The organism is Candidatus Villigracilis sp. (genome assembly GCF_057083605.1).
In genome coordinates this window covers 38,800-58,267 of record NZ_JBXMTI010000160.1, presented here as the reverse complement: position 1 = coordinate 58,267, position 19,468 = coordinate 38,800, and the positions used below count along the sequence as shown (strand labels likewise).

At 47.5% G+C, this 19,468-nt stretch carries 17 protein-coding genes; 8 read left to right on the top strand and 9 right to left on the bottom strand.

Annotated elements, in window-relative coordinates:
- The first annotated feature begins 125 nt into the window (after positions 1-125).
- From AC14M5_RS23395 to AC14M5_RS23385, 3 genes are all read left to right on the top strand, one after another.
- The gene (locus AC14M5_RS23395; RefSeq protein WP_484032139.1) at positions 126-1,139 is read left to right on the top strand and encodes an ABC transporter ATP-binding protein; all 1,014 of its coding nucleotides are present in this window, start codon (positions 126-128) and stop codon (positions 1,137-1,139) included.
- Positions 1,126-2,019 (top strand): ABC transporter permease, encoded by an 894-nt coding sequence (locus AC14M5_RS23390; protein WP_484032138.1) that lies wholly within the window; start codon positions 1,126-1,128, stop codon positions 2,017-2,019. Before AC14M5_RS23395 ends, AC14M5_RS23390 begins: the two co-directional genes overlap by 14 nt.
- A gap of 158 nt (positions 2,020-2,177) precedes the next feature.
- On the top strand, positions 2,178-3,032 hold the full coding sequence (locus AC14M5_RS23385; RefSeq protein ID WP_484032137.1) for an ABC transporter permease: 855 nt from the start codon (positions 2,178-2,180) through the stop codon (positions 3,030-3,032).
- A 390-nt stretch (positions 3,033-3,422) separates the two neighbouring features.
- On the opposite strand, the gene AC14M5_RS23380 is transcribed toward AC14M5_RS23385, so the two are convergent.
- Both AC14M5_RS23380 and AC14M5_RS23375 read right to left on the bottom strand, forming a co-directional pair.
- Positions 3,423-4,637: a hypothetical protein gene (locus AC14M5_RS23380; RefSeq protein WP_484032136.1), complete on the bottom strand. Its 1,215-nt coding sequence runs from the start codon at positions 4,635-4,637 to the stop codon at positions 3,423-3,425.
- A 17-nt stretch (positions 4,638-4,654) separates the two neighbouring features.
- Positions 4,655-6,118: a radical SAM protein gene (locus AC14M5_RS23375; RefSeq protein WP_484032135.1), complete on the bottom strand. Its 1,464-nt coding sequence runs from the start codon at positions 6,116-6,118 to the stop codon at positions 4,655-4,657.
- A 130-nt stretch (positions 6,119-6,248) separates the two neighbouring features.
- On the opposite strand from AC14M5_RS23375, the gene AC14M5_RS23370 reads away from it, so the two are divergent.
- The 3 genes from AC14M5_RS23370 to AC14M5_RS23360 all read left to right on the top strand — a co-directional run bounded on the left by AC14M5_RS23370 (position 6,249) and on the right by AC14M5_RS23360 (position 11,376).
- The gene (locus AC14M5_RS23370; protein WP_484032134.1) at positions 6,249-7,772 is read left to right on the top strand and encodes an HAL/PAL/TAL family ammonia-lyase; all 1,524 of its coding nucleotides are present in this window, start codon (positions 6,249-6,251) and stop codon (positions 7,770-7,772) included.
- A 374-nt stretch (positions 7,773-8,146) separates the two neighbouring features.
- Entirely contained in the window at positions 8,147-10,915 is a 2,769-nt protein-coding gene (locus AC14M5_RS23365) for a hypothetical protein (RefSeq protein ID WP_484032133.1), read from the top strand.
- A 116-nt stretch (positions 10,916-11,031) separates the two neighbouring features.
- Positions 11,032-11,376, top strand: coding sequence for a DUF7670 domain-containing protein (locus AC14M5_RS23360; protein WP_484032132.1), 345 nt, complete (start codon positions 11,032-11,034; stop codon positions 11,374-11,376).
- Between the two features lie 37 nt (positions 11,377-11,413).
- On the opposite strand, the gene AC14M5_RS23355 is transcribed toward AC14M5_RS23360, so the two are convergent.
- The 7 genes from AC14M5_RS23355 to AC14M5_RS23325 all read right to left on the bottom strand — a co-directional run bounded on the left by AC14M5_RS23355 (position 11,414) and on the right by AC14M5_RS23325 (position 17,440).
- Positions 11,414-11,875 (bottom strand): P-loop nucleotide/nucleoside kinase family protein, encoded by a 462-nt coding sequence (locus AC14M5_RS23355; RefSeq protein ID WP_484032131.1) that lies wholly within the window; start codon positions 11,873-11,875, stop codon positions 11,414-11,416.
- A gap of 10 nt (positions 11,876-11,885) precedes the next feature.
- Positions 11,886-13,115: a TIGR03862 family flavoprotein gene (locus AC14M5_RS23350; RefSeq protein ID WP_484032130.1), complete on the bottom strand. Its 1,230-nt coding sequence runs from the start codon at positions 13,113-13,115 to the stop codon at positions 11,886-11,888.
- Positions 13,116-13,385: 270 nt separating this feature from the next.
- Positions 13,386-13,784, bottom strand: a complete 399-nt coding sequence (locus AC14M5_RS23345; protein ID WP_484032129.1) for a hypothetical protein — start codon at positions 13,782-13,784, stop codon at positions 13,386-13,388.
- A gap of 28 nt (positions 13,785-13,812) precedes the next feature.
- Complete coding sequence (locus tag AC14M5_RS23340; RefSeq protein WP_484032128.1) at positions 13,813-14,868, bottom strand: zinc ribbon domain-containing protein; 1,056 nt, start codon at positions 14,866-14,868, stop codon at positions 13,813-13,815.
- 50 nt (positions 14,869-14,918) lie between these two features.
- Positions 14,919-15,929 (bottom strand): histone deacetylase family protein, encoded by a 1,011-nt coding sequence (locus AC14M5_RS23335; RefSeq protein ID WP_484032127.1) that lies wholly within the window; start codon positions 15,927-15,929, stop codon positions 14,919-14,921.
- Between the two features lie 467 nt (positions 15,930-16,396).
- Complete coding sequence (locus AC14M5_RS23330) at positions 16,397-16,864, bottom strand: NYN domain-containing protein (protein WP_484032126.1); 468 nt, start codon at positions 16,862-16,864, stop codon at positions 16,397-16,399.
- A 186-nt stretch (positions 16,865-17,050) separates the two neighbouring features.
- Entirely contained in the window at positions 17,051-17,440 is a 390-nt protein-coding gene (locus tag AC14M5_RS23325) for an OsmC family protein (protein ID WP_484032125.1), read from the bottom strand.
- Between the two features lie 309 nt (positions 17,441-17,749).
- Between AC14M5_RS23325 and AC14M5_RS23320 the strand changes: the two genes are divergently transcribed.
- Together AC14M5_RS23320 and AC14M5_RS23315 are read left to right on the top strand one after the other, a co-directional pair.
- On the top strand, positions 17,750-18,112 hold the full coding sequence (locus AC14M5_RS23320; protein ID WP_484032124.1) for a YkvA family protein: 363 nt from the start codon (positions 17,750-17,752) through the stop codon (positions 18,110-18,112).
- 31 nt (positions 18,113-18,143) lie between these two features.
- Entirely contained in the window at positions 18,144-19,340 is a 1,197-nt protein-coding gene (locus AC14M5_RS23315; RefSeq protein ID WP_484032123.1) for a PQQ-dependent sugar dehydrogenase, read from the top strand.
- Positions 19,341-19,468: the final 128 nt, after the last annotated feature.

Below are 19,468 nucleotides of genomic sequence, written 5' to 3'. Positions count from 1 at the left end.
GAGGAGAAGAGAAATCACCTTACGCCTGCAACTTTATCACGCGTCAACAAATACTGCTTGACGCCCGCCCTACGCCCTTCAAACGATTACACAACGTAATTTATTAGCAAATATTAAGGAGAAAAATGTCAAAATCCCTTGCAATTGAAACTCATGATCTTGGCCGCATATATAAATTGCGCGGCAGTAAAAAAGAAACCCGCAAGGAACTAGTTGCTTTGCAGGATGTCAATTTGACGGTGGAACGCGGCGAACTATTCGGACTCCTCGGCCCAAACGGCGCTGGTAAAACGACTTTGATCAAAGTCCTCACCACGCTCCTTTCTCCGACTTCGGGCTGGGCGCGCGTTGCAGGAGCAGATGTCCACACTGAACCAGACATGGTGCGTCCGCGCATCAATATGGTTTCAGGCGGTGAGTCATCAGGTTATGGACTCTTAACAGTGCGTGAAAACTTGTGGATGTTCTCGCAGTTCTACGGTGTGCCATCAAAAGAAGCCAACGAACGTATCGAAGCCTTGTTGACCATGGTTGGCATGAAGGATCGTATGCATACAAAATCATCCGATCTTTCTACCGGCCTGCGCCAGAAGATGAATATCGTGCGCGGCTTCCTCACCGACCCCGAAGTCTTGTTCCTCGATGAGCCTACTCTGGGACTTGATGTTGGCGCATCGCGCGATGTGCGCAAGTTCATCATCGAATGGCTGAAAGCGGATAAGGAACGCACGCTCCTGCTCACTACGCATTACATGGTCGAAGCAGATGAATTATGTGATCGTGTTGCCATCATCAACAAGGGACGTGTTCTCGCCTGCGATACACCCTCTGCATTGAAGCAGCGTTTGCAGAAGGATGTTATGTTCGAGATCGAGACGAGTCCGCTCAACGGGTTGACCCCGCAAATGATCGAGTCCCAGCCTGCGGTCCAGAAAGTGATCGTGACCGACATCGAAGGCGGCGCACGTTTAAACGTCTCACTGATCGAGGAATCTGCGCTGGCACGTGTCATCAATTTGTTCACGCAAAAAGATGTGAAGGTGATGAATCTAAATAAACGTCAACCGACGCTCGAAGATGTGTTTGTGGACCTGGTCGGGCGCAGTATGGCGGAGGAGGAGTCCAATGAAACCACGTAACGCGAAATTCATTTCGCAAGAAGGCAAAATAAATTTTGCTGTACAGGGCAAATATTCACGCAAGGATACGGGCTGGCGATTGTTTTTCAAGACCATCATCGCCCGCGCATATCCGCGTTTGATCGGGCAGCAGCGTGAAGTATCGTGGCTGGTATTCGATGTGGTCATGCCCATGTTGGCGGTGATCGCATATGTGTTGGTGTATCGAGCATTGAAAGCGCCTGAGGAATATATTGGCTTCGTGGTGATGGGCGGCGCGATGACCGCTTTCTGGATGAATATTTTGTGGAGCATGTCCAGCCAGTTGTATTGGGAAAAGGAGCAGGGTAACCTTGCCCTGTACATCATGGCCCCGAATTCCATGATGGCGATCCTGCTTGGCATGGCTTTAGGCGGAATGTTAGCAACTGCCATGCGCGCTATTGCAGTGACTTTGCTTGGCTCATTCATGTTTGGCGTCACCTATGAAGTGGTGAGTTATCTTCAACTGTTTTCGGTGTTCATGCTGGCGATGGTGGCGTTGTATGGAATGGGCATGATGATGGCTTCTGCATTTTTGCTTTTCGGACGTGAAGCCTGGCACATGGCAAACCTGGCACAGGAACCGATCTTTCTCGCTTCTGGCTTTTACTTCCCGATCAAGTCTCTGCCGTTCTGGGTGGCGGCTGGCGCTTCCATTATCCCGCTCACACTTGGCATGGACGCGATGCGTCAGTTGATCTTCGCTTCAGGTTTTCAATTCGGTTTTATGACTGTGAACCTGGAAATCCTCATTCTGGCAATCATGTCTGTCATCTTTGTGGTGACTGCGAAAATATTACTGGCCTATGTTGAGAAGATCGCGGTAAGAGAAGGAAGAATTACAGAGAGTCGGAGATAAAAAGTAGCGCTGGTGGTCGAGTAGGCGGCATGTTCGTCGCCGCCATATCGAGACCACCTGTTAACGAAAAGTACATATTTTATTGGTGGTCTCGATATGCCCTCGCTATCGCTCGGGCTACTCGACCACCGGTGTAGGTAATAAAGTAGGAGAAACTTATGCAAACATCAACTTCATTACGTTCCTTTCGCATGGCGGCCTGGCTGGGATGGATGATCGAATCCAACTGGACTGATCCCTTTCTGTTTGCGGTGTATTCCATTGTCAAGCCGCTTTCGGGCGCGGCGATATTAGTCATCATGTACGGTATCATCACGCAGGGCAATTTCGACAGCGCGTTGTTTCCCTATATTTATCTTGGGAATGCGTTTTACATCTACGTGGGCGCAGTGATGACGGGAGTCTCATGGGCGGTGGTAGATGACCGCGAGCATTACAAGACTTTGAAATATATGTATATAGCGCCCATTTACATTCCCGTTTATCTTTTGGGACGTGGCGTGGCGCGCTTTATCACGGGTTCGATTGCAGTGTTCATTACCATTACCGCGGGCGTGCTGTTCCTGAATGTGCCCCTGAAACTTGCGGAAATCAATTGGGGATTGTTCCTCGTCACGTTGATCCTTGGTGTGGTGATGCTTGCGCTGCTTGGCTTGCTGTTGGCTGGTGTCACATTGACAGTTGCGCGCCACGAAGGCTTTATCGGCGAAGCCACGGCAGGAGCGCTGTACATTTTCAGCGGCGCAGTCTTCCCATTGGATGTGTTACCTGAGTGGATTCGTCCCGTTGGTTATTTTATGCCCACAACTTACTGGCTTGAACTCCTGCGAAGGTCACTGGTTGGCAATGTAGCGCAGGCTTTCCCAACATTGGCAAACTTTAGCAACATGGAAATCCTCGGCGTTCTGCTTGGCCTAAGCATTATCTTTGGCATCGTCAGTGTATGGGTGTTCAGATACTGTGACAGCATAGCAAGAGACCGCGGGTTGATCGACCATACGACGAATTATTAAGCAGTTTATATAAATTAAAAAGTGGAAGCTCAATCGAGCCTCCACTTTTTGTGCCCGTACTGCAAATGCCGCATTTGCTTTATCGGGCGCGGGTCGAGGGATCAAGCTGGTTGACATGGGAGGAATGTATCAGAGCAGAAACCAAGATTTTGTTTTCCTCTTTGAATACTTCATCTTATCTTTAGGAGTCGGGCTTGCAAGAATTATCAGGACCACAACCCGAATCAGGTGCACAGGAGTCTGGGCTACATCGATGAGATTCAATATTAGAGGTTTTGTTCCAAGCAGTCGCATTCTGTTCTGAAATCTTTTCCGAAGCTTTCTTGGATGTAACTAAAATGATTGTAGGTTTCAGTTTTTTCTTTTTGTGCCATACTATTCTTCCATTATTCATATTGACTTAATTCTCCTTTGTTTGATTATTTTACTTTTAAAATATTGCACAAGAAATTGTAGAACTCTGCCTGCTATCAATATTGCCATCAATATTGCCATAAATAATGCGAATATTGTATTATTAGATACAGAATTTTGTTGGATTGCAATTCCAACGACTTGAAATGCCGCAATCACGAGAAGAGCGAGAGTGCTAGCACGTTGGAATCCTGTTTCGGTCTGCTTCACATGAACAAGCAGATGTTCTTCGATGAGTCTTAATAGTTCTTCAAGCCTATCAATTTCCTGAGGAATACGATTTGCTTTCAACAATGGTTGAAATAGCTCATAATACTTGGATGCCAATAACCTGTGTGCTCCTATTTCCTTTAGTTCTGCGACTTTTAGTTTTGTTTGAAGATGAAAATCATGGGTCGATGCAACATCAGTATTTGAAAATATTTTTTGATTGTTTATCAAACAAATTTCTTGTTCCAGTTGTTTTCGTAGAGAATAAATATAGAAACGAGCTCTTTCCAGTTTACGATGGAGATGCAAATGCTTAGCAAAGTCATCATCATAAGCGCCAATTATGATTGCACTTTCCCAGGCGGTAATTCGACAATAGCTCGAATCGAAGTCAATTTGCATATTGTTCAGATATTGGCTAGCTGTTATTTGTTTTACAAGCGGACTTTGAGTACTTTTGTTGTTGTGTTGAATAAACAAGACAGTGTTTATATATCTTAATCCATTCGTTTCCCATCTTTTGTTGCCAGATTCTCGTATTGGTATTCGATTGCGTTGGGCTATTCCTGAACATAGATTTCTTAGTCCTTCGATCTGCTGTTGCAAGACAGGAGAATATATTTCGTGTGTAAAACTGAATAAACTTTCATGAATGTCCAACTGTTGTTTCCAAAGCGATTGAAAATTGTTGTTTAATTTATATCTAACGATTTCATCGAACAAAGTAATAATTCCATGCCCATCTTCAAATAAATTAAGAACCATCTTGACATTTTCTTTTAGTGGATGTGGCCAGGTTTGGAATTGAAAAGCAATATCGGGGGTAATGAGTCGTTCAACGCCCGCTGGCGTAGTTAAGCGGACTTGTTTTTGCTGTGCAAGGTACTGTTCGATTGATCTTCTGTATTTGCGTATCGGAATGCCTATGTCAAAAGGAATAAAGCGAATGGGTAGGATATTTATAATCAAGTTGTTCGACATATTTTCCTCATTATCGATTAATGTTCTTGAAAACCATCCGACTCTGTAGAAATTACTTGAGCTATTGCTTCAATTTGTGGCGCCAATGAACGATCATAATAAGGTTGTCCATATTCGTCGACGCTCCATAGTCCTTGCGCCCATTCTCCTGTATAAGGATTGTAAGTGCATCTTGGGTATGGAGCATGTAAGTAGGTTGCATTCCCTTTAGCAGCTGCTTCTGATAGTGGGCGGCAATCAAAGCATACGTATCTATATTCGCAATCTTTGCAGACCAGTACGTTGTCCTTAGTATTCTGCCAAACCTGTTGTACTTCCTTGCTTTTTATTATGTGGCTGAGATTTTTCATAGATAGGAAATTACCAAACAAGTGGTCGCGTGAAAATATGCAGGGAAGAACATCTCCGTTTTCGGTTACAGCTATTTTCCCTAATAGGCAGGAATGCCCTGATTTGTAATGAGCTAATTGTTCTCGGCTTACAGTGAAATTAGGCTTGAGCTTGAGTCCGTATTTGATTAGATAACTAAAATCTGGAATTAATGCGGGATTATCTCCTCTGCCTTTTGGTCTAAGAGGATCTGGATTCTTATGTGATACTGTCAATTCTTTTTTAAGTGCTAACGTAGATTCAATAGTATGTTGGTTAGATTTCATCAAGACCGTTTCAACCCTCAGGGGTATCTTCGCAGCTTGGAGTAATTTTATTGCATTTATTGTTTTGCTATGACTACCAGGTGTTCTAGTAATAGCGTCGTGCGTTTCTGGAATGTCTGAATAAAGTGAAATAGCTAACTTGACTCCCAATTCTTTCAATCTGGGTATTTTATTCGGTGTAATTAATGTACCGTTAGTGAATATTTCTACAGAAATATATCCAACGTTTTTCGCAAATTCTACTAAATCAAGCACTGTCTCGTTATTTGGGCCCCAAAATAGAAATGGTTCTCCCCCGATGAATTGGCATCGTTTACATCCTAACGAATAGGCTTCTTTTATTATAGTTAGCCAATCTTCATAGTTCATTCGATATTTGTATTTGTAAGTGTTTTGACCAAGTACATTCAGGTCGTCTTGTAATTCAGGATATGTATATTTTTGAGAAGGACCTCGAAAGGTGCTTGGCATTGAATCAGAATAACAATGAACACATCTCTCGTTACAGTTGTCAGTCACAATTTCAAACCACGCAAAATTTAGTGCGTCTAACACATCCTTTTCTGGAATGCTTTGTGCATTTATTTTTATTGCCTGCTCTGCTAGACCCATGGATACTAGATCTTGCCAGTATTCATCACCTTGAACAAGATAGTTCAATATTGAGCAAGCATCAGTATTTACTGAATAAACTAAGCCAGTGTTTGTGTCAAGTATGGCCCCTTGAAGTGCGCCGTTCACGAAGAAGACACCATCTTTTAGTTGATAAAGTATGTTGTCTTCTCGCAAATCAATCGATGAATCATTTAAGGGATTTGAAATCATGGGTTGACCAGCCTTTAGTATTTGAAACGAAAATTTGTGAAAAGGACGACTATGGTTTATTTACCGACAAAAAGTATAGCACCATTCTCTTTAGAGTAAAATATCTCTCAATTCCTCAAAAGGAGTCCATATGACCATCACCCTCGACGGATCGTCCCTCACCATTGAAAAACTCGTTGCAATTGCACGAGATAACGAAAAAGTAGAACTTGCCCCCGAAGCCCTGGAGCGGATCAAAGTCTGCCGCGCCATGCTGGAGGAGAAGCTTGCAAATAAAGAGATCATGTATGGCACGAATACAGGCATCGGAGAATTTTCAGAGACCATGCTTAACGATGAGCAGGTGAAGGAGTTTCAGAAATACCTCATCTACAATCACGCAGCAGGCATCGGTGACCCTGCGCCGATAGAACATGTCCGCGCGGCGCTGGCGGGACGTATCAATGTCCATGCACATGGGAATTCTGGCTGCCGACCCGAGATCACGCTGACCTATGTTGAGATGTTGAACAAAGGCGTCACACCAGTGGTTTGTCAGAAGGGGTCGGTGGGCGCGAGCGGTGACCTGGCTCCGATGGCACAAGCCGCGCTGCTGCTGATGGGTGAGGGAGAGGCTTATTACAACGGCGAGCAATTGTCGGGTGCGGAGGCGATGCGAAGGGCTGGAATTGAAGTCCCAGGCTTGCAGGCGCGGGACGGTCTCGCCGCGATCAATGGCTCCAACTTATTGACCGCCATGTCCGCGCTTCATATTTATGACATGGAAAGATTCCTGAAGCAGGCAGAGATCGCCGCGGCGATGTCCATCGAAGCCCTGCTTGGAAATATGAAACCATACAACACAAAATTGCATGAGTTGCGCGGATTCAAAGGCGCCATCACATCAGCGCAAAATATTGCAAAAGTGGTCGAAGGCTCGGATCTGACGACAGGCAAAATGAAAACGAAAGTGCAGGATGCCTACTCGATGCGTTCCACGCCGCAGGTGATTGGCACCGCGCGCGATGCGATTGCATATGCAAGGTCACAGGTTGAAATCGAGTTGAATGGTGTGGGTGATAACCCAATCTTCGTTCCTGAATTGAAATTGACTTTAACGGGCGCGAACTTCCAGGGTTCGCCTGTTGCCTTGCCGATGGACATGGCGGGCATTGCCATCACGATGGTGTGTGTCTTATCCGAACGCCGATTGAATCGATTAACGAACCCCGCTCTTTCTCAGGGTCTGCCTGATTTCCTGGCCCATGAGCCTGGTTTCTACTCTGGATTAATGCTCAGCCAATACACCGCCGATCATTTGATCGTGGAACAAAGAATTTTATCTGCGCCTGCGAGTATTCAATCAATTCCTGCTGCGGCGGATCAGGAGGATTTTGTATCCATGGGCATGAATACCGCCATCAAGAATGGACAGATTCTGGATAACGCGTTTGGCATTTTGGGAATCGAATTCATGGCAGCCGCACAAGCGCTTGACTTCCGCGAGTTCACCGCAGGCAAAGGCTCGCTCAAAGCCCGCGAAGTGATCCGCAGGCATGTGGATCATCTCGAAGTGGATCGTCCGCTTTATAATGATCATAATAAGATGAAGGCACTGGTGAAGTCCGGTGAGATATTGGAAACGGTGGAGAAGGCGATAGGGGAGTTGGGGTAACACATAGGGCAGGGACAAACCCCTGCCCTTTTGTTGAAAACCGAAACGCGGAATTGTTTGTGAAAAACAACACTTGAAATCGGTTTCTATTCGTGCTACAAACAAGTTGACGCAAGACATCGCCGCAGTTGGTTTAGCGGTGTTTTTTTCTTTAGGGTGACAGGCCGGTATACAAAATTCACCCTCATTTCCCTTTATAAGTTTGCGTAGCGGCGCGTCCTTTTTGGCGTTGTGCCAGTGGAGTGATTTCCATTTGCAAGGAGGTGCCGAATCAATGAGCATCAATCGAGAGTGAAATTCCATGGGAAAAGGCAGGTTGATATTTGCCTGTCCAATTTAGCTTGTGTCAGTTATTTTGATCATGGGAGGGTCAAATGGACACGAAACAACTAAAAACAATGTTTGTACGAACCATGTATATCGTGGTTATTATGGTGGTAACTCTGTCAGTTTCCACAACTGCCTATGCTGCGCCATCTTCTCCATTCCTCGGGCATTGGGAAGCCACCGATGTTGACGGAAGTGATATGAACCTGGCAATTGGCGGCCCCGCTACCGGACCGTTCCAGATCACATGGACGGATGATTACATCAGTTTCTGTGGTGGGGAGTCCGGTATTGTGCGTGGGACCGGCTGGCTCAACACTGCTGATCCAAATCTCCTCGACGCGCATGTGCTCTTGGAGTGCTTCACAACTGGCGATTCCCTGCCTTTTGATGTGACGTTCCGCTATCACCCGACCACAAATACTCTTTCCATAAAATATTCATTTGGCCAGGTCACTATCTGGCATCGCCCAGGTGGCGGGCAGGCAGAAGAACCCCCTGCGCTGGGTCTGCGTGTGAATTATGGGCATGACTGGGTGGAGAGCTTCTACGAAGCCGGTCATACGGTTTGGATCTCTATCACCGATGGCGATGGGAATCTGAAGGCAACAGCCGAACTGGTCACCGAACCGAAGTGGTATTGGGGCGATGAAACAGGGTTCCAGTCGGTTGATGGCGTTTGGCTTGATGGGGAAGGAAATCCGATGGAATATCCGCCCGACATTCAACCCTATGACTGGGTGTTTGGCTGGGTGGATAATGGCGCGAGCGCCCAGGTGCAGATCGGTGAGATCCAAGGTGTGATCGATCTAGAGACCGACTCAATCCGCGGGACGGTCCTGGCGGATTGGTTCGCCGAGGAGCTCTACGTCATCTGCGACCCCTGGGGGTTGGCAGATCCTTCCCAATACCGGGAGAGCAGCGCATATCCGGATGGCACCGATGAGTTCGAATGTTCCTGGTCTGGAGTCCTAGATTTCGAGCTGGGGCAAGAACTCGGTGTGTGGTATTACGGCTCGGATGGTAATGCCGTAGCCAACGCATTCTCGACGTCATGGGCTCGCATCCATGCATCGGTAACCGGCGATTTTTTCTTCGCGACAGATTTCAACCCAGGTACACTGAGCATTTCCATTAATGAATCCGCACAGGAGGGTGCGGCTTTGCTCTGGAGCGGCGAGGTCGAAACGGACGAAACAGGTTTCGTACACATCAGCCCCAATGTTCATGGGTTAGACCTGATGCCGGGAAACTACCTGGTGATTTCCGATGGAAGGATTTCAAAAGGTCTGGTCCTGGAAATGATCACTCTTGATGTCTTCGATACAGAGCATGACATCATGGCTGGCACCGCCCCAGCGGGCAGCGAGGTCATGGTTGTAGCCGCACCCGGCCCGGAGTGGGAAGTCCAGACTGTTCTGAACGTGTTGGCCGACCCTGAAACTGGTGCTTGGCTGGCAGACTTCAGTTCGATCGGATTTGACATCACTGAAGAAATGCGAGAGTGGAGTTTTGCCTCGATCTTTGATGAAGACGGAGACACGAATGAAACTAGCTCATTACCGGCGCCACCCATTCCCACCTTCGTGGCTTATATGCCTGTGACTATTGTAGGCTATAACTGGCCTATAGGAGATGCCATAGACCTATCCATAAACGATGGTGAATATACGGCCCAAGCCATAGTCGGGAATGCCGATTGGGACCCTACGGTCGTTCTTTTTGAACTCTGGAGGAATGACTTCTTTATGGAGGCTGGCGATTATATCGTGATGACTGATGAAGCCGCTGAAATTACAAAAGAAGTCTGGGTCACCAATCTGGCAGTTACAGATTTTGACCTTAACGCGGGAAAGGTTTTCGGTACCTATGACCCTGCTTATGATCCTTGGGTATGGCTCTATGACCTAGAGGGGCAAGTACCTGAAACTGATCCTGATAATGGCGCATGGGTTGCAACCTTTACAGAACTACCGCTAGGCGCGTGGGGAGGAGCCACTCAATGGGACACAGATGGTGATGGAACATCGATAGACTTTCAAGCGCCTGGAGGGGCAGTCGGCAATTTCCTTATTGAATGGAGCCAAACCAATCCCGAAGAAGTCATTTACCTGAGTTGGAACGGTTCAGATAACTTGGTAAATACCGGGACAAATCCCTGGTGCTCGGGTGATCTGGAGTTCTTTGGGAATAGCTGGGTATCAGAGAATGAGGGCACAGATCAGTTCTTCTTTGCGTCGCTGGTGGGCTGGGGCACAACAGGAACTTGGGCAGGACAAGCCGGTACGCAGGTCAATATCGACTCCATATCTTCTAGTTGTCCTGGCTCAGCAGATATCCCGATTCATACTCAGTACCAATTCATCGATGGGAAACCAGATCTAATCATGATCCAGCGAACATTTGAGTTCGGGGATGTTCCCTATACCCATGATGTTCGACCATTCATCCCGAGACTCTATCCCTGGAACAGATTCACACAGGTTCTGCATCCAAATGCCACCAGCGATGCATTAATGACGGAGACTGCGTCAATGATTTGCGATTTCGGTTGTGTAGCCGAAAGCTGGAATGGAAGCTGGTTCGCTATTCATGATCCAGTTACAGGGCAGGGGATGATTGTTCAATCGTTGACAGACCCCATTGCCTTATGGCTTGACAATGATGGCGCATCATTTACCAACTCTTCGTCGATATTACTGCTCCCACCTGATGGTGGCTTTACCGGGACTGTCACTGAAACTGAATATCTGTGCTTTTACGATAGCAGTATCTGGACGCCATCTCTAGCTTTGCCGGAAAGTTGCCAGCCATAAACGCGGTTAGACTTTCAATGTGGGGAGGAGCAATCCTCCCCATCCGATCTTTGCAATCAGGATTTTGTCATAGTCGTAGCATTGTAGATTAGAAATCCTTGAAAGGAGAGCGAGCCATGAAAAACATTAAGGGGCTGAAAACCGTCGCATTAATTCCACCATCATTGGCAATTGCAGTTCTGCTGTTGTTTATGATTGGCGAAACAGCAAGTGGAGATGTGAGCGGCCTCGGACACTTAATCCAGATAATACCAATTGCCCTATTGATGTGGCTGGGATGGAAGCGCCCATTATTAGGCGGAATTTTCCTGCTCCTTTTGAGCTTTCTCGCCGCGCAGTCCTTCGCCGATGCACTCCGCGGACCAGAATGGCTTGCGCCTTTCCTGATCATCATTGCGCCGTTATTGCTCTCAGGAATTTTATTTTTAGGGGCAGCCGCGTTGGAGCATAAAACTGCTTGAATGGCATTGCTTATTCAAGCAGTTCGTTTTCAGAATTCTACAGATCAAATTCATCTTTTGTTGGAGGTTGAAACCAGCTCAACCATAGATCAAGCTGATCCTCTCGTATAGCAAATGTTCCTGGTGGTGGGTTTTTATTTCGTTTTGATAGCCGCGACCATAATTCATCACGTTCAACATTGAGATAAATCAGTTCAACTTGGGCGCCTAACGCTTTTGCTTGTGCTCGATAACTTGCGCGTTCATCTCGCGACCAAAACCCGTTTTCCAATATCACGTTTATCCCAAGCGTAAGAGCTCTTTTTGCAACTTCCCATTGAACTGATTCGACAGGTGTGCGAAGACGATCAAGTTCAACAGTGTCTGTGATGTCAGATAATAACGATGCAATCCATTCATCAGGGCATAGTCGTAAGGCTGAACGCGAAGTTTCAAGTTTCTTTGCCAGCGTTGTCTTACCAGAACCTGGTAACCCGCAAATTAAAATGAGAGTTGCCATATTTTTGCTCTCACACTTTCACCCACTTCATCGCCCCTGCCCCCGCTACCCTTCCGCTTGCGAAACAGGCTGTCAGCAAATAGCCTCCTGTTGGTGCTTCCCAATCCAACATTTCGCCTGCACAGAAAACGCCAGGGATATTCTTCAACATCAAATTTTCATCCAATGATTCAAACTTCACGCCGCCTGCACTGCTGATGGCCTCATCCAGCGGACGAGTTGTGATCAGTGGCACAGGCAAATTCTTGACATAAAACGCAAGCCGTTCCATGCTCTCAAACTCATTCTTCGGAACGAACTCACGCAGCAACCCCGCCTTCACGCCTTTCATTCCAACTGTCTTCTCCAAATGGCTAGCCATCGAACGCGATCCGCGTGGCTTGGACAATTTCTCGATCAATCGTGCTTCTGTTTTATCAGGCGCAAGGTCAAGCTGCATCACAGCTTTTCTATTTACCAAAATTTCATCGCGCATCAACGCAGAGGCCGCGTAGATCAAACTCCCCTCCACGCCTTCCCTAGTCACAATAAATTCACCCTGTTGATGAAATGACCCAAACGATAAGGCTACCGACTTGATCGGATGCCCCTCAAACTTTTCTCGAAAGTGCTTACTCCACGCCACATCGAATCCACAATTGGATGGTTTCAGCGCTTCCACCTTAACCCCAGCCTGCTCCAGCCAATTGACCCATGCCCCATCCGAGCCGAGTCTTGTCCAACTCCCGCCGCCGAGAGCCAATATCACAGCATCTGCTTTTATGCTTTTGATGCCATCAGGTGTTTCAAACTCAATTTTTATTTTGCTCTCGCCGCCGTCCTGGGCGACAATCACCCCATTCCATCTGTGCTTCAAATGAAAATTCACCCCTGCCTCATCCAACCTCTTCAACCACGCCCGCAACAGCGGACTGGCCTTCATCTCTTTTGGAAACACTCTCCCCGATGTGCCGACGAAAGTTTCGACTCCAAGTCCACGCGCCCATTCACGTAGGTCATCAGGTGTGAAATCCATTAACCATTTTTCAATTTCTGGTTTTCTATTTCCATAGCGCGAAACGAACTTCTCGAATGGTTCTGAATGTGTGAGGTTTAATCCGCTTTTGCCCGCCATCAAAAATTTACGCCCCAATGACGGCATTGAATCATAAACATCCACTTGCAAACCGTGCCCACTTAACACCTCTGCTGCCATAAGCCCCGCGGGCCCTCCGCCAATGATTGCTACTGCTTTATCCATGTATTCATTATAAGGAGAAAAGCTCCTGAACAGGTCAGGAGCTTTTGATCTTGTTTCCACGACGGTCAACCTCACAACCGCACCTGGGACATGTAAACCCACCCCAAAGTGCCTGCCTCAAATTGGCGGGCTTGCGAAAATAGGGCAGAGGTTCACCGCAGTCGGGGCATTTTATGCGATTGATGAATGACATTGCCAAACCCAAAATCAAGACCACCAACCCGCCTGCAAGTGCGCCGACAATTGTGCTTGCAACCCATAAATCCATTGCTACACTATATGGATCACGATCTTATCCAGGTCACGCGGATTGTTCGGGTCGATCCACACATCCACAACCTTTCCCTCTTCAAGCGCGGATAGCCAGCCTGTTGGAAAGGTAAAACGTTTATCCACCTGATACACATCCACTCCCGGCACGTCAATCTCGAGGCCAATGGTGACCATCGTGTAAACAGCCCGGCGATGACGGTACTTCTTATACTCTGGCACACGCAGGAGGGTTGCCTTACCCTGCCTGCCGGTTGCTTTTAACCCGCCAATCTTTTTGTTGCGATAAGCGGGATACCAGACCAGGATTCCGTATATCGCAGCAATAGTTACAACTATTGAAAACACCACCATGCAAAATCCAACGGTGTATGTGATGATTGAAGTAGTTGTGTCCATATTACCTCTAAAAATAGTATCGCATCGACTATCTTTCCACGCTGAGCACTCCGCCTGCTAGATTCATTTTGAGAGTCCACACACTGCCAATCTGGAATTGCTGAAATTCACTCACTGAACTCGGCGAATAAATTTCCTGCCCATCGGGGGTGCTGAAAGTAACAGTCAATTCCTCAGATGCCGCACCCAGCCGTTGGTCGCTAAAAACACTGGGGTTTTCATAAACAGGGTTGAGGTCATTGCCATCCAATGTATAGGTCTGTATCGTCTTCCATTCATCCACGGTGTAACTGCAATACTCCTCAGTTTCGGTATGACATTCCTGCACAACCTCGGCGAATCCATTGCCTTTGTCAATCGTCTTCTCTTCGCAAACTTCTTCACTTTCTGTATGGCATGAAACATCATAAGCATCCGATGGTGCACTTCCGCGTTCGTTGGAATAATTGACGGCCTGAACCTCCTGGACTGGCACAGATGTCTGCCAGCTTACGTCGGTCACCGTCCCTTGCAGAGATTTTGACGGCAAAACAAATATGAATAGGATCACCACACAGCACACCGTTAAGAATGCGCCAATGCCACCGAAGAGCAGCCAGTTTGTTTTTTTCTTTTCCAGGCCTTTTTGTGAAGCGGCAGCTTTCACTTGCATAGGCTCGGGACGCGCCTCCGCCCGTGGCAGTGGCGAACCACATTTGGAGCAGGTGGTTTGTGTGCCCGGGTTTTCTGTCCCGCAATTCGTGCAGATGACAACTTTCGGCGGAGTCGGAGCGGCTTGTAGAGCTTGTCCCGCCTGGCGCGTTCTGCCTTCCTTTAAATCCCCGCCGCATTGTGAGCAAGTCACCGCATTGGCAGGGTTGCGCGTGCCGCAAAATCCGCAGTGAATATCTGCGCCCGCCTTTGCCGCCTGCACAAGTTTTTCATCCGTAACGATCTTTTCATTTGATGCGCGTTGGAATTTTACATTCTCTGGTTGCGGCGCGCCGCAATTCGCGCAGGTTTTTATCGAGCCTGGATTCCGCCCATCGCAATTTGGGCAAACCCATTCAAGTTGAACAAAACCCTTGCTTTCTTTTCTAGCCATCAATTACTCCTTTTTCAAATATATAAGGAAGATTTTACATCATAAAAAATCTATTGTACGAAGCCATGCCACTTTAAGATTTCATGGATGCGCGACTCGTGACTTGGGTCCGCATAAGGCGATGGATCATTCGCTTCATTCTTAAACGGACGGTTGGTCAATGCGCCGAAAACAGCCGCTGCCCCGTGAGCCACGTTGTGCGGGTCATAGCCGCCTTCAAGCACAAAGACAATTTTGCCATTGCAATATTCGTTTGCCAGCTCAACCAGTTTTTGGGAGATGTCGAAATAACCCTGTGTGGAAAGCCCCAGCGAAGTGATCGGGTCATTCCAATGCGCGTCAAACCCCGCCGAGACCAACAACATCTGCGGACGAAACGCCTCGACCATTGGTTTGAAAATTTCGGAATGAATCTGTGCGAATGTTTTATCCCCCGCATGTGAATGAAGCGGGACGTTCACAATGCGTTTCTTCGCATGTGGTGCATCTTCGATCCAGCCGGTGCCGGGATAGATGCCCCATTGATGTGTGGAAACAAAACTAGCCCTGTCGTCATTCATGAATGCGGCTTGTGTGCCATTGCCATGATGTGCGTCGTAATCGATCACCATCACGCGTTTCATTCCGTTTGATAATGCATCTTGTGCGGCGATGGCGATGTTATTGAAAATGCAAAATCCCATGGCGCGCTGTGGCTCAGCATGATGCCCCGGCGGGCGGACAATGGCAAACGCATTCCTTGCATCACCCTTCATCACGGCCCTTGTGCAGGTGATGACTCCGCCTGCTGCGAGCATCGCATCTTCAAAGGAAGTCTCTGTCACGTAAGTGGGCGCATGATCGATGATTCCCATCCCTTGCTTGCAAACTTCCTCAATCCCGCTAATCAGTTTTGGATCATGCACGCGCGCCACCTCTTCATGCTTCGCACGGACAGGTTCAATGCGTTCTGAGCCGAATGAATCAAGCTTAGGCTCAAGCACATCCAATCGGCCAGGCCTTTCAGGATGATCGGGATATTCATGATTTCGTGAAGGAACAAATGTGAAGATTGTATTCATAGTTTAATTATATCCCCTCAGGAAAAATTTCTTTTTTTCCACCTTAAACAAAAAACTAAAACATGTGACCTTTAGGCAATGAACGCTCCACTAAGAAACTAATGTCGTTGCGAGCCGCGCTCTTGGGCTTTGCGGCGAAGCAATCTCCTCATTCTGTGGGGGATTGCTCACCGCACTGGCGCGCGGCGCAAGTGTCGGGCAAGAACAAATGCGCCCTCGCAACGACATGATAGCTTGTTTCCTTTTTCTTGAATCGCGGCTATCTTGGTTGTGGAAATACTCAGCATAACAAGGTGACTTAAAAAGGTTCCGCCGCCAGCTAGCATGGGGGGGACATGTTAGATCTGGCGGCGGTAGACACCTAAATACCAGTAAAGGGGAGGGCAGGTGTCAATAAAGAGAATATACACCCATTTAGTCTATATTACATTAAAGCCGAATAAGAAAGAAGAGCGAGTTTATCTGAATTAGAGCTTTTTATCACGAAAGATTTGCAACCATTCATCCACTTCATGTGCCGAAAGCTTTTTATCGTTTGCACTGGCTTTTGGTGCGGAGGTCATTGTTGTTTTGATCATTTTCACAAACTCTTCGGCAGAAATAAATTGTGCTTGATTTGTCCGCGCTGCATTTTGTACTTCATGGTCAGAAGATACCACGATCAAGTTTTTAGCGGACTTGCCCATCTTGTTCAAACGGTCACGGATGGCATTATCAGCGGATTGCCCAAGGCGGACGAAATGTGCTCGGATGGTGCCCAGGCTGCGGGTCCCGGCTTGAGGCGCGGGTGCTCCATCAAAATAAACTTCCACTTGCTGGCGTTTGAGACGCGCAAATTCCTGTAAGATGGCGACCAGTTCCATTTCATCATCCACAGAATCAAGTCGCAACCCGAGCTTGGGTATTAAATTATGTCCATCGATCAGATAGGGCATGTACAAATTTTACCCCCTAATATAAGTGGCAGTCACTTAGAGAGTTTTGAAATTCGGATTCACCAGAGATGAACGGTGATGAACAAAGATTTTAGGCGCAAGACCACATCTACCGCTTCTATCAGACCAAATCCCTGTCTATCCCTGTTCATCTCTGGTTAAATTTTGGATTTTCAAAACACTTTCTTACACTGCTTCAACAACTTTTGTCTTCACTTCAAATACAGGCGGGTGCTCCAATGTCTTCTTCACTTTGCACAACTCTGCCGAGCGGACGAGCGCTTCGTAGTATTGTGCGGGGAAGCTGGGCGGCACCTGAATTTCAAGATCGATTTTATCGATCATACCTGTCATCGTGGGGTGATTACGTTGAAGAATACGAATCCCATCAGTAGGCAGATTGCGCTGACGGCAAAAGCCCAATACATAAATGCCTGCACATGTGCCAATGGATGCCAGAAATAACTCAAACGGCATCGGCGCGGCGCTGGCAGGGGGTTGGTCGGTTGGAACAGTATGCGATCCAAAGTGCGCATCTACTTTTAACCCACCGGGAAAATCAATTAGCATCTCCATGAGAAGCCCTCCAAAAAAGTGATATGTGTCATATATTTGTGACAGCCTAGAACACCCAAATATTACTCTTCTGCACCTCGCAAATTTAAAGTTCGTATATCAAATGAGAGGAGTGGCTAATCTCGTGGGCTTCCAAAAGATTTAACCACGGAGTCCACAGAGGCCACAGAGAAAGACCTCTTAAAAATCTCTGTGGGTTCTGTGATCTCTGTGGTGGGATGTTTTTTAGCCCATCCTTTCAGTCACTCCCCAAATGAGGCTGTAATGCAAATGGAATATAATAGAAGTACTTTTCAAAAGGAGATTCAAATGTCCGAAAAGAAAACATCGAATATCACAATAGCACAGCAAGGCGGCGTGGTCCGCAATGTGTTAAATCAACTTAAACTTATCTTTCGTTTAATGGGTGACAGCCGCGTGAATATCTTTGCCAAACTGGTTCCCCTCGGAGCGTTGGTCTATCTGATTTCGCCGATTGATGCTATTTCAATTCCCATCATTGGCGTAGTGGACGATGCCGCGCTGCTCTGGCTTGGTTCCTACATCTTTACCGAACTTTGCCCGCCTGAAGTTGTGGCGGAACATATGAAAGCGCTTAACGCCAACATGACAGAGGGCGACGCTCAAGGTGACGTAGTGGATGCGGAGTCCACAGAAATAAAAGACGAATAACAAAATAAAGATGAAGCGGATTTTGATTTTATTGACTCTGCCAATCCTCGCATGTGGAGGATTGGCAGAGTCTGCTTCACCGGCAGCTACGCCTCTCTCCCCGCTGACAACTGCTCCTGCTGCACAAACAGAGTCTCAGCCTAATACTCCCCCTCCACCGCCGACAGAGACCGCGCTTCCCAGCCCCAGCGGATTCCCCGATACCAACAATTACGAATGGAGTCTCATCGCCATCGGACTCAACCGCCCCGTGGATGTGCAATCCGCCTTCGATGGTTCGGGCAGGTTATTTATTATCGAAAAATATGGCGCAATTCGGATTTATGAAAACGGTCAACTACTGGAGCAGCCATTTCTGAACATTGATGATCGCGTCAATGATGACCGCAACGAAATGGGACTGCTTGGCCTGGCATTTCACCCAGACTATGAACAGAACGGCTTTTTCTATGTCAATTACACAGGCGAGGGTGGGCATACCCGCATCTCACGCTTTCAAGCTACTGGAGACTCGGCAGACCCAAATAGCGAATCTGTGCTGATGGTTGTGAATCAACCCTACCCAAATCATAACGGCGGCGCAGTTGTATTTGGCCCGGATGGATATCTTTACCTCGGCCTGGGTGACGGGGGACTCGGAGGTGACCCACACGATAACGGACAGAATACATCCAGCCTGCTTGGCAAAATCCTTCGTATTGACGTTAATAACGGCGACCCATACACCATCCCATCCGATAACCCATTTGGAAACGAAGTTTGGGCCTACGGTCTGCGCAATCCCTGGCGCATCTCCTTTGACCGTTTAACAAGTGACCTGTGGATTGGTGACGTGGGGCAGGGTGATTGGGAGGAGATCGACTACCTCCCTGCGGGCTCACCCGGCGGCGCTAACTTTGGTTGGAATCTCATGGAAGGCAATCATCCTTACGCTGGCGAGGTCCAGCCCAGCTTGATTCCGCCCGCTGCGGAATATAGTCATGGCTTTGGCTGTTCGGTCACGGGCGGATATGTCTATCGTGGAGCCATACCTGAATGGAATGGCATCTATCTGTATGCAGATTATTGTTCGGGAACCATTTGGGGCTTGTTCCTGTCTAATGGTCAGTGGCAGTCTCAAGCCCTGTTTGAAACGGGGCAGATGATCACATCCTTCGGCCAGGATGAGTCTGGTGAAATCTATTTCGCAAGCGATGCGGGCGGAGTCTATATGTTGGTGTCGAAATAGATTCATGATTGAGCATAAAGTATCTTTCCACTACCTTGCAGAAATATAAGGACTTATCACATCTAAAATAGGCAGATTGTCATATGAGTTCGTGACGCCTGTCACTGGCATGGCAGGCGTTTTTCTTT

Coding starts and splice junctions, on each gene's coding strand:
- AC14M5_RS23395 (WP_484032139.1), top strand. CDS start 126: ATGTCAAAATCCCTTGCAATTGAAACTCATGATCTTGGCCGCATATAT.
- AC14M5_RS23390 (WP_484032138.1), top strand. CDS start 1,126: ATGAAACCACGTAACGCGAAATTCATTTCGCAAGAAGGCAAAATAAAT.
- AC14M5_RS23385 (WP_484032137.1), top strand. CDS start 2,178: ATGCAAACATCAACTTCATTACGTTCCTTTCGCATGGCGGCCTGGCTG.
- AC14M5_RS23380 (WP_484032136.1), bottom strand. CDS start 4,637: ATGTCGAACAACTTGATTATAAATATCCTACCCATTCGCTTTATTCCT.
- AC14M5_RS23375 (WP_484032135.1), bottom strand. CDS start 6,118: ATGATTTCAAATCCCTTAAATGATTCATCGATTGATTTGCGAGAAGAC.
- AC14M5_RS23370 (WP_484032134.1), top strand. CDS start 6,249: ATGACCATCACCCTCGACGGATCGTCCCTCACCATTGAAAAACTCGTT.
- AC14M5_RS23365 (WP_484032133.1), top strand. CDS start 8,147: ATGGACACGAAACAACTAAAAACAATGTTTGTACGAACCATGTATATC.
- AC14M5_RS23360 (WP_484032132.1), top strand. CDS start 11,032: ATGAAAAACATTAAGGGGCTGAAAACCGTCGCATTAATTCCACCATCA.
- AC14M5_RS23355 (WP_484032131.1), bottom strand. CDS start 11,875: ATGGCAACTCTCATTTTAATTTGCGGGTTACCAGGTTCTGGTAAGACA.
- AC14M5_RS23350 (WP_484032130.1), bottom strand. CDS start 13,115: ATGGATAAAGCAGTAGCAATCATTGGCGGAGGGCCCGCGGGGCTTATG.
- AC14M5_RS23345 (WP_484032129.1), bottom strand. CDS start 13,784: ATGGACACAACTACTTCAATCATCACATACACCGTTGGATTTTGCATG.
- AC14M5_RS23340 (WP_484032128.1), bottom strand. CDS start 14,868: ATGGCTAGAAAAGAAAGCAAGGGTTTTGTTCAACTTGAATGGGTTTGC.
- AC14M5_RS23335 (WP_484032127.1), bottom strand. CDS start 15,929: ATGAATACAATCTTCACATTTGTTCCTTCACGAAATCATGAATATCCC.
- AC14M5_RS23330 (WP_484032126.1), bottom strand. CDS start 16,864: ATGCCCTATCTGATCGATGGACATAATTTAATACCCAAGCTCGGGTTG.
- AC14M5_RS23325 (WP_484032125.1), bottom strand. CDS start 17,440: ATGGAGATGCTAATTGATTTTCCCGGTGGGTTAAAAGTAGATGCGCAC.
- AC14M5_RS23320 (WP_484032124.1), top strand. CDS start 17,750: ATGTCCGAAAAGAAAACATCGAATATCACAATAGCACAGCAAGGCGGC.